Source organism: Streptomyces sp. NPDC001868, assembly GCF_040297125.1.
GTDB lineage: Bacteria > Actinomycetota > Actinomycetes > Streptomycetales > Streptomycetaceae > Streptomyces.
In genome coordinates this window covers 22,750-33,063 of sequence record NZ_JBEOYO010000081.1, presented here as the reverse complement: position 1 = coordinate 33,063, position 10,314 = coordinate 22,750, and the positions used below count along the sequence as shown (strand labels likewise).

The 10,314-nt window shown below is 68.0% G+C and carries 7 protein-coding genes and 1 pseudogene; 2 read left to right on the top strand and 6 right to left on the bottom strand.

The genetic code is table 11. The annotated features are described in order from the left end of the window. Window positions 1-663: 663 nt before the first annotated feature. Window positions 664-1,620, top strand: a complete 957-nt coding sequence (locus ABT147_RS44115) for a hypothetical protein (RefSeq protein ID WP_351417510.1) — start codon at window positions 664-666, stop codon at window positions 1,618-1,620. 108 nt (window positions 1,621-1,728) lie between these two features. Here ABT147_RS44115 and ABT147_RS44110 read toward each other — a convergent pair whose 3' ends face one another. From ABT147_RS44110 to ABT147_RS44085, 6 genes and pseudogenes are all read right to left on the bottom strand, one after another. After that, the gene (locus tag ABT147_RS44110; RefSeq protein WP_351417516.1) at window positions 1,729-5,505 is read right to left on the bottom strand and encodes a CHAT domain-containing protein; all 3,777 of its coding nucleotides are present in this window, start codon (window positions 5,503-5,505) and stop codon (window positions 1,729-1,731) included. Window positions 5,506-5,917: 412 nt separating this feature from the next. Continuing rightward, window positions 5,918-6,274, bottom strand: a pseudogene (locus tag ABT147_RS44105) (transposase); the annotation flags it as partial. An 18-nt stretch (window positions 6,275-6,292) separates the two neighbouring features. Continuing rightward, complete coding sequence (locus ABT147_RS44100; protein ID WP_351417508.1) at window positions 6,293-6,763, bottom strand: hypothetical protein; 471 nt, start codon at window positions 6,761-6,763, stop codon at window positions 6,293-6,295. A gap of 91 nt (window positions 6,764-6,854) precedes the next feature. Continuing rightward, window positions 6,855-7,058 (bottom strand): hypothetical protein, encoded by a 204-nt coding sequence (locus ABT147_RS44095; protein WP_351417506.1) that lies wholly within the window; start codon window positions 7,056-7,058, stop codon window positions 6,855-6,857. Between the two features lie 557 nt (window positions 7,059-7,615). Further along, on the bottom strand, window positions 7,616-8,458 hold the full coding sequence (locus tag ABT147_RS44090) for a nucleotidyltransferase domain-containing protein (RefSeq protein WP_351417503.1): 843 nt from the start codon (window positions 8,456-8,458) through the stop codon (window positions 7,616-7,618). Then, entirely contained in the window at window positions 8,455-8,898 is a 444-nt protein-coding gene (locus ABT147_RS44085) for a hypothetical protein (RefSeq protein ID WP_351417501.1), read from the bottom strand. Before ABT147_RS44085 ends, ABT147_RS44090 begins: the two co-directional genes overlap by 4 nt. A gap of 223 nt (window positions 8,899-9,121) precedes the next feature. Here ABT147_RS44085 and ABT147_RS44080 point away from each other — a divergent pair, with 223 nt between their 5' ends. Further along, window positions 9,122-10,312, top strand: a complete 1,191-nt coding sequence (locus ABT147_RS44080; RefSeq protein ID WP_351417513.1) for a restriction endonuclease-related protein — start codon at window positions 9,122-9,124, stop codon at window positions 10,310-10,312. Window positions 10,313-10,314: the final 2 nt, after the last annotated feature.

Below are 10,314 nucleotides of genomic sequence, written 5' to 3'. Positions count from 1 at the left end.
GTACCGGTGCCCCTTGTACGACGGCGACACGGCCCCCACAGACAGCCCCCTCCAGCACGATCTACCAGAAGATCATTCCACCGGTCAGCCAACGTTACAGTGCCCTTCCCCCGCCCCGATCTCTCACTCCTCGTGACGCTTATAGCACGATCCGTGGCACGTCGGCAGCGTGCTTGGATAGACTTACCCCGGTCCAGCCGCATCGGACAGCCCTGAGTGAAGTGGCGCCGGCTGGAGCGGCCGAGGGGGCGGGGGCGCGTGGCTGGTCTTGGTGAAATCGCGAAAAGGCTGGCTGTCGTGTGCGAGCACGCGGAGGACATCCGCAGGCGGCTGCGGGCTGGTCCGGCCGGAAGTGACTCGCTTCTCGATGATGTGCTGATCGCGAGCCACGACGGCGGGAGCGTGGCGCGAGCGCTGAACGTGCTGCATTCTGTGCTCCAGTCCCTCGGCGACTCCCAAGGCCTGTACTCGTATGTCGATCACGAGCCCTCTCCGGACCGTGGCTTCCGTGCCGCAGGCGTGGACCCCTACGCGGGAGCCGACGAGACCGTGTATCTGTGCCCGGCCCTTCGATGTGCCCGCCGCTGGTGGCCGCAGGGTACGGTTCCCGTTCCCACCTGCACGATCAGTGCAGACGTGCTGCGGCGGGACCGGTTGTAGCCCATGGGCGCCATGCTGGCGGAACTAGGCAAAAAGCTCGCCGAAAGATGGATGTCCCTGCTGGTCCTGCCCGGAGTCCTCTACCTTGCCGTCTCTGCCGCCGCCCGTGCCCTCGGCCATGCCCACCCTTTCGACCTCGACCGCCTGACCGAGCAGATATCGGAGTGGGCCGGCGCTCCCGCAGTCCGCACCGTGGGCGGCCAGGTCGTCCTGCTGGCAGCCGTGTTGGTTGCTTCTGCTGTCGTCGGACTGATCGCGACGGCGCTCGGATCACTGGCTGAGCAACTGCATCTCGCCACCAACTGGTACACCTGGCCTCCCGGAATCCGGCACCTGGCCCGGAGGGTCACCCGCTCCCGCGTCGATCGCTGGAAGGCGGCAGCCGAGACCTGGCACCGCCTCAGAGACGAAGCCGCCGACGCCCGACTGCGCCGCGAACGCGTCGATCCCCTCCCTCGTTACGCCGCCCAGGTGGCGATGACTCGCATCTCCGTAGAATGTCCCGAGCGTCCCACCTGGAGCGGCGATCGCATCCAGGCGGTGGCCGTGCGCCTCGAGCGCGACTATCACCTCGATCTGTCGTCCGTGTGGCCGCACCTGTGGATGGTCCTTCCTGACACCGTACGGGCCGACATCACCACCGCGCGCCAGACTCTCACCCGGGCCACCGCCCTCACTGCCTGGGCCGTGCTCTACCTGTGTCTCGCCGTGTGGTGGTGGCCCGCCACGGCAGTTACCGCTGCGCTCGCCCTTGCCAGTTGGCGCCGTACTCGCGCCGCCGCCGACGTGTACGCCCACCTGCTCGAGGCAGCGGCCCGCACCTATATCCGGGCCCTCGCCGAGCATCTCAGCCTTGACCCGGTGCCCCTGACCCAAGAGTTCGGCGACACCGTCACCCTCCATCTCACCCCCAGTCCGCCCCCCAGGCCGCGAAACGACCCTCCCGCCGCCGGCGCCTGAGGCCCTGCTCTCCCGAGTGAGGCCACCGAGCGGGTGGTACCGCCTGGCCGACGAGACGCGGCCCGATGGGCGTCACTTCGTGGCCTCACGTCGTAGGGCCGTCCTCGCTCAGGCACCGGCATGTAGATAGGCGGCCCACAGCTGAGGTGTCTGTCTCCTGTCGAACCCGGGCGGCAGGTCGGAGCCGTCGCGCACGTCACGCACCGCATCGTGCAGTGCACGGGCGGAACGACCCGGGACCAGGCCCGTGGCATCCGTGTCCAGGCGGGAGTAGAACAACTCGGCCATGGTGACGGCGATCTGGTCGTCGATCGCCCAGAGCGTCCCGACGACATGGGGAAACCCGGCGAGCTGGAACGCGGAGGTGAGGTGGATCGCCTCGTCGAGCAGTTCGGTCGTGTCCACGGCGGCCGTGCGGCAGGCGGACAGGTAGGCGAGTCCGGCACTCTTGAGCGCGACCGGGATCAGACTGGCGACGGTCAGCGGATCCTCCGCATGATCGTGGAGCAGAAGCCGGCTGTTGGAGGGGTCGAGAGGATCGCTGGTGCCATGGCAGGCGAAGTGCACCACGCACACTTCAGCCAGGTGCTTGAGCACGACAACTTTGGTGGGGACGTCAATGTGGGCAATGGCGGCACCCTCCGGTGAATCACGCTCCTGCAACAGCACAGGCTCGGGCAGTCGGGCCCGCAGCATCTCGGCTTCTTCCTCGACGAAATGCAGGTGCCCGCGGCCGGGTAACCCTGGTGTGGTCGGCATGGCCACGATGAGACTGCGTACGGCCGCCGAGGCGCGAGCCCGGGCGCACTCACGGGCGTGGCGCAGGTTACGAACGGTCGGGGTGTAGGAGGAGACCACTCTGTCCATCACCGTGCGCGGGTTCTCACCCGAGTCGGTGTGGTGACCAGCGGCGTGCAGCGGCAGCAGTGTTAGCAGCCCGCTGGGGACCCACCACACCCGCGGCCAGTCCTCGTCACGCGTCTCATCCGGCGGGCGATCATGTCCTAGAGCATCCAGCACCGGCCCGCAGGCGGCATCCCACAGCCACCGTAGAACATTCGAAAGCGTTGCCTGCGCCTCCTCCCGCTCCGATTGCGTTTCACCGCGCGCGGCGAGTTCCTGCGCGCTGCTGAAGGCGCGGGCTTGTCGCAGGACCTCTGCGGGAGTGAGAGTAGGGAGCTCCACGCTCGCGATCGATGTGGAGGTGAGCAGCAAGGCGTCGCTTCGGTGATCGCTGATGTTGAACATGACCACCGGGCCGTCCGACGCCTCGGCGCGCAGCTCCTGTGGGCTCGGAGGAAGGCCGAAGGAGGTGAAGCCGTTCAGACGCCGGATCTCGGTCAGGAGCTCCGCGAACCCCTCGGCCCATTGGTTGCGGTCTGTCATCAGCCGGTTCAGGCGCAACCCGCCGTCCGTGACCGCGTATCCGGCATCCGGGTACGTCGTGGCGTTCCCGGGGTCGTCGAGCAGCTCGCGCAGTCGAAGGAAGCGAGCGGCCAGCTCCGGATGGCGGTCGCGCAGATCGGTCACGTCGCTGCGGGTTTCGAGCACTTGGCTGAGGAGCAGGGCACGGCCTACCTCCAGCAGTCCCAGAGCCCGCTCTGCCCGATCGGCCGAGGTACCGGCCGGAGCGGCGAGGGCCAGCGCAGCGGCCGTGGCGGCCAGCCCGGGGAAGGCGCCGATCGCGTACTGCTGATCGGTGCGTGCCATCCGCCGCGACGGCACCAGGGGCAATAGCCGCACTGCGGCCTCCGCCGTGTCCGCGGCACGGTCTGCGTCACCGGCGCGGGCGAACAGCCTGCTTGCGGCGAAGCCGGCCCTGACCCGGACGAATGGTGGCGCGGACGCAATCTCCGACGCCGCCAGCCAGCAGTGCGCGGCGGCGGTGACATCCGCCTTGGTGCTGGTCCGTTCGGACCGTGTCCTGAGGGCGATTCCGAGGTTGCACAGCGCCGATGCGTGGTGTGGGTGGTCGGCCGGAGTGGCCGCCACCGCCTGCTGCCCCGCCTCGACGGCCGCGTCGAGCTCTGTGAGAGTGCCGGTGCGAGAGAAACGGGCCCCCAGGGCAAGGCCGAGATTGGACCACCACATGGCGCGGTCCGGGTGATCAGCCGGTGCTGTGGCCACGGCTTCGCGCAGCCAGCCGATGGCGGTGTCGACGTCCTGGAGGTGCCCCGTTTGCTGGAACTTCCTGAGGTGAGCGGTTCCCGAGATGGACCGGATGCGTGCGGCGTCGGGGTGGCTCGCAGGTGTGGCCGTCACCGCTTGTACCAGGCAGCCGACGGCGTCGTCGAGATCCTCGGCGGCTCCGGACCGTTCGTACTTGCGCAGCAGAGCGCTACCCAGAACCGACAGCACTCCCGCGCGCTCAGGGTGGCCAGGTGTCAGGAGTGTCCCTGCCTGCCTCGTTGCCGTGATCGCGGCCTCGAGGTCCGCCGTAGTGCCTGTGCGCTCGAAGCGCGCGACGAGCGTTCCGCCTAAGTTGGACAGCCACATCGGCCGGTTGGGATGGTCTGCAGGCGTGGCGGTCACCACGTCTCGTAAGTGGTTGATGGCAAAGTCGAGGTCGGCCAGCTGTCCGGTCCGCTCGTAGCGCCTCCGCAGTGCTCCGCATAGGTTGCCCAACCACCAGGGACGGTCGGGGTGGTCGGCCGGTGTCTCCCTCGCGGCCTGACGGAGCTGGGCGATGGCGGAGTCGAGGTCTGTGAGCGCTCCGTTCCGCTCGAATCGCCGGATCAGCGCACCGCCGACGTTGGACAGGATTCTCGCGTGATCCGGGTCGCTGTCGGATGTTGCCGAGGCTGCTTTGCGGCCTGCCGCGATGGCTTCAGTGAGGTCCTCGATCGCGCCCGTCCGCTCGAACCGCCTCTGTAAGTCGGCCCCCAGGTTGGACAGCACCGAGGCACGCGCCGGGTGCTGCGCCGGCATGGAGGCATGGGCTCGGCGGTGCAGGGCGATGGCTGTGTCCAGATCCCGCAGCGCTTCAGTGTGCTCGAACCGGGCTGCCGTTGCGGTGGCCATGGTGGACAGGACCGTCCCGCGCTCGGGGTGGCCTTCCGGGCACAGCTGCTCGGCCTGCCGTAAGTGGTCCATCGCGGCGTCCAGGTCCTGCTCGGAGCCGGTTCGCTGGGACCGCTCTCCCAGGGCACTGGCCAGCCGGATGAGTGCCTGCGCGCGATCCGGGTGGTGGTCGGGCATGGCCGTCACCGCGTCATGGAGCACCTTCACGGCTGCGTCGGCGTCGGGTATCGCTCCCTTCCGCGCGAAACGGGCCTGCAGAGCCTTCCCGAGACTGGTGAGCAGCGGCACCTGTTGGGGCCCGCAGGGCGGGGACACGGCTCTCGCCCGCTGCAGGTACTCGATCGCGCGGTCGAGATCCCGGAGTGCTCCGGTTTGTTCGAAACGATCCAGCAGCGCGATTCCGAGAAGGGACGCCATGCCCACCCACTCAGGGCGGCCGACCGGCGTGGCGTCCACTGCCGCCTGCCCGGCGGCGATGGCCACCTCCAGGTCCGTCACCGCGCCGGTGTGAGCGGAACGAGCCCGCAGAGCGCTCGCCAGGTTGAACTGCATCCCGGCCCGGTCCGGATGATCGGCGCTGGCCGAGACCACGGCCTGCTGGTACAAGTCGACCGCGGCGTCCAGGTCCGCCAAGGCGCCGTTGCGCTCGAACCGGATCCCGAGTACGCCGCCGAGATTGGACAACGCCCTGGGTCGCTCGGAGTGTTTGGCAGGAGTAGCGCTCACGATGCGCTGCCACAGCTCCACCGCAGCGGACAGCAACCGAGGATCGTCGGACCCTTGCACTTGCCGGGCCATGTCGAAGGCGAGGGGTGCGGCAGCGTCCGCGAGACGCGGCAGCAACGGAGTCGGAAGCCCGCTCATGCCGCTCACGAAGCAAGGGCCCAGGACGTCGACAGCAAGGTCAAGGGCTTCAGCTCTCTCCCTCTCGGGCAGCAGGCCGCGCCGACGCCACAGGAACCACCCGAGCTCGAAGCGAACCCGCAGATCGTCCTCGTTCGACCCCCCTGTGAGCCTTGAGGCCGCTGTTGTCACCTGCCGTTCGGCCCCACCGTACGGGGCACCGTCTTCGGCGATCCGCTGTAGTCGTGCCAATAGCGCTGCCAGCCGTTCCGTTCGCAAGGCACCCCCAAGCTGCTCACTGTCTGAGACGGTGTTAGCACAAGGCGTGTCAGGGCCTTCCCCGATTTCGACAAGCGATCAGATGCCGCTGATGCCCGTTCCACACTCGGCTCCGGGTGTGTCAATTTAACGGCTGATCTTGGTTGTTGATTGGTCAGTTGTTGCTCGGGGTCAGTCGGCCCTCGAAGGCGATCTGGAACGCGTTCAAAGGCGCCTTCCAGCGCATGGTCCACCGCCTGCGGCCCTTTCCCGTCGGGTCCAGGCTCATCAGCGCCATGTAGACGCACTTGAGGGCGGCGGCCTCGTTGGGAAAGTGACCGCGGGCCCGGACGGCCTTGCGTATGCGGGCGTTGACGCTCTCGATCGCGTTGCTGCAGATGACCTTGCGGATCTCAACGTCGAAGGAGAGGAAGGGCACGAACTCGGCCCAGGCGTCGGACCACAGCTTCACGATCGCCGGGTACTTCTTGCCCCACGTCTCCTGGAACTCCAGGAACCGCTCCGTCGCCGCGTCTTCCGTTTACCGGGATCAGGGGGCCGCCTGCGTCTCGTGGGTGCTGTCCTGCTGGACGACGTGGAAGCAGCCCGGGTACGGCTTCTGCTTCGGGGTGGGGCCGGCCATCGGGGCGAGGCGCCGCCAGGTATCGGCCGTGAACCGCGACAGGATGACCGTGGCGAGCAGCTCGTGGGCCGCGGGCGTCCCTCCGAGGTCGGCGGTGTGGGGCCGTCCGTCGAAGATGATGTGGACGCGGGCCGCGCGTCCTACCCAGAGCGCTTCTTCGAGCGCGGCGATGGCCGGGTGCGTCTTCGGGTCGTCCTTCTGCCGGAAGGTCTGCCAGTAGCGGGTGAGCTGGCGCAGCGTGGTGTTGGCTTCGTCGATCGCGACGATCAGGCGCGGTACGTCGTCCAGGTCGCCGTCGAGGTCGAGGCGGCGCTCCACTTCGGCGGCGAGGTGGACCAGGGCGTCGTGGAGGCTGGCGATGTTGCCGCGGTGGGTCACCGTCGGCAGGGCCTTCGCCCACGGTGGGAGATCCGCTTGAGGTCGGGGACCAGGGCGTGCGCGCCCTGGTGGAGGAACCGTGACGGACTACTCACCAACCGTTGGCTCCGCCGGGGCCCACGGTGGGAGGCTGACGGGGCGGCTGCGGGAGCCCGGGCGCCGACGAGCGGATGATCTCGCCGTGGGCCAGCCGGCGGAAGAGCATGACGTGGTACGGAGCGGGCCAGACGCGCAGAGCGACCGCGGGAATGCTGCCCATAGTGAGGAACACGGCGGCCCCGTCACAGCTGGACATCCGGATGTCCCCGAACCATAGATCAATCCACTGATGTTGCCCCTGTACCGAGAATCGGCGATTCGTGAGGTGCATGCGGCCTGCGCGACGAGGCGGAACTGCGGCGCAGCCGCCTCTGCCTGCTGACGGCGAACGCGGTTGCCGAACATGCTGCCTATGGGTCAGGGCGATACCGGCGGCACCCGTCCCGAACGCGGAGGTGTACAGGTAGGACCCGTTGCCTTCCAGGTACTGGAGCACCTGGGTGTTCTCCGTTGCGAAACAGCCCTCTCCCGACTGCAGGTGGAACGGCGCCTGTATCTCCTGCGGCCGCCGCCCGAACTCAGCGCGTCGGCCAGCCGGTCCGCCGCGGCGATGGCGGCCGCCCTGTCCTGCGCCGACTGCTGCCATTACCAGTCATTCATCGTGTCCCTCGATCCTGTGCCTGTTCCTGAACGGTCATGCCCTGCGGTGCCCTGACGGGCGCCAGTGGAAGAGGTAGCTGCCGTTGTCGCCCACCGCGCACAGCAGCCCCCCGGTTCCCCTGCCGCGCCGGGACGCGGTTACGCACGTTCCGGTTACGTGCGAGGCGTTGGCTCGATGAGCAGTGCCTCCATGGGTTTGCTGCGGTGAGGGCGCATCACTTCCAGCCAGGCCACTCCGTCGTCCAGGAGACGTCCCATGTATCCGAAGCCGTTCCACGCCAGATCGACGAAGCAGCGTTCAGCCGGCTGGTCCCGGCCGAACAGCCGTTGACCGTGCAACGTGACTTCTCCGAGGTCAACACCCCGCTGTTCCAACGCGACCAGGGCGCACGTCGCCGCCCGGCGCAACGGGCTCGTCTCCACCCAGCGCCTCCGTACATGCCGGGCGGCTTCAGGGTCCTCGATGTCTCCGTCCAGCAGCTTCAGCGGCGTGATGGTGATTTTGCCCTTCGCATGCCGGTTGAACAGCTCGATCCGCGCCGGGCGCGGCACCGGGCTCTCCAGCCCCTCGAACTCTGTGAGCATGTGGTCCCTGGGCGCAGGCCCGGCTTCCGGGTTAGCGGTCAAGGAGGCAAGGCGCTCGCGAGCCAGGGAGAACGGCTCGCCTTTCCGCCAGAGCAAGAACAGCTCGAAACCTTCGTCCTGCAGGCTGCTGCGGCCGCGGAACTGAAAGGAGATGCCCCGGGCGCGGCCCCGCAGGGCCTGCCTCATTCCCACGTACGCGTCACGCCCGTTGATCGACGCATCCAGTGACTCGCCCAGCCACCGCTTGTCCGTGCCGTGCTCGATGACGACATCGACATCGTTCGGTTCCAGCGCCCCGCGCACGTACGACCCAAAGACGTACACCTCTTCAACCAGGCCCAATGGCCAGGCGCCCCCCTCAAGCCGCGTGATCATGTCCGCCAGCAGCCGCGTCGCCCGCTCGCGCTTCACCCGGCCACGCCCTCGGCATACGCGGCACGGAACTCCTGTGCCCCCACGAAAACAGAACCCGGAACCGCGCGCGGCTTACCGTCCTGCCACGTCCGTCCGATGACCTCCGCCGCAGCCCTCCCCCGCTGCAGCTCATACTCCTCAACCGCGGCTGCGAACTCCTCTGGAATCTCCCGTCGATCCACCACACCCGCCACGGCAACCTGCGGGAAGGAACCACCAAACGTCTGCAGCTTCGTCCACCCCAGGCAACGGCTGGCCTTACGCATCGCCGAGCGAATCAGAACGACCCCACCCAGCTCCTCCGCCTCATCGACACCGAGCCGGAGCTCGTAGGACCCTCCGAACCCGCCGCCTCCCGGCGGACACGACCGACGCAACAACGGCACCAGGACGGCAACAAGACGCTCATGACGCGGATCACCCGCAAACGACGGCATCCACCGAGCGTAGCCAGACACGCACGGCCCCACCCAGCGTTCCGCCTCATCCAGAACAGTGACAGCGTGAAGCGGCCGCTGCTGTGGACCAGACTCGACCATCGTCGCACTACCACGCTCACCCTTACGCACATTTATGTCTGGACATCGACACCTCCAAAGGGTGACCCACAACCAACAGAAACGTTACTTTTCGTAAGCACGTGTGTACGGTACGCGGGTGATGGTGCACCAGGCAGCCCACGAGCGGCTGGCCGAGGTCGGCAGCAACATCGCTGACGACTACATGACGTTGGAACTGCTGGCAGCCGGCCTGGCACGGATCCTGTGGGAGCGCCAGCGCGTCCGTGAAGGGGCGGAGCCCACGACCGGCCTGCTCCCGCAAGCGTGGCGCACGGGTGTGACACGGCTGTGGTGGCGTGCGCTGGAGCAGGGAAGCGATACGCCGGTCAGCGACATGGAGGTGTTCGCCTGGTGCCGACTGCCGCTGGGGTGCTGGCCTGTGCGGCTGGATGTCTCTGACAGCGACGCAGAGAGCCTGTTGATCGACGGCGAGGAATTGTCGGCGTTCGCGGATGAGGCGGCCCGGCTCGCGCCCAGGTCGGACGCCGAGGCGGAGCTCACGGAGAACCGGACGTTCGCCAAGCTGCAGACCGCGGCGGAGTTGCACGGGTGCACGGAGGAGGAGGTCCAGCAGGCATATGTGGCGCTGCGGCTGTTCCTGATCGAGATGCCAGTGGTGTCCGACCTCGAGCTGAACAAGCTCATGGGACGGTTCAAGGCGGCGGACCGTCACGGTCGCCTGTATGTGCGGGACTTCTTCGACGCCGCCTACCAGTACCGCAAGACCGGCGGGCCTGCGTCCTGCCGGGCCTGCAGCGACTGCTGCAACCCCCTGCACGAGGGCGTTGAGATGTGCGGGACGCCCGGCTGTACCGGGGTTCCGGTAGTCAGGCAGCTCAAGGTGCTGGAGGGCTATTACGTGCAGCACCGCGGCGTGCGGGTCTGCATGCACGACCCGGGCTTGGTGGAAAAGCGCTTGTTCGATGCGCTCGGGCATCTGCCCGAAGGCCGGGCGCGGCTTCACAAGTGGCCGGGCATGGACGCCTGCGACGTCGCCGTGGAGTTCCCCGATCCGGCCGCGCCGGATGATCCGGATCGGTCCGAGTGGTGGGCTGGGGACGCCAAGGACTGCACGAGCGCGACGATGCTGGGGCGCTCGTTCAAATGGGACCAGCGCATGCGGGCACGGCATCGGTTCTTGATCCTGCCCCAGCACCGGTTTGAGCAGAGGCACTATGTCGATGACCTCAAGCGGGAGATGCAGGGCCGCAGCGACGGCGTCCGGGTCATCTCCGAGGGTGACTTCGTCTCGAAGGCCCGCGCCCGGGCTCTTGGAGGCACACCGTGGTGAGG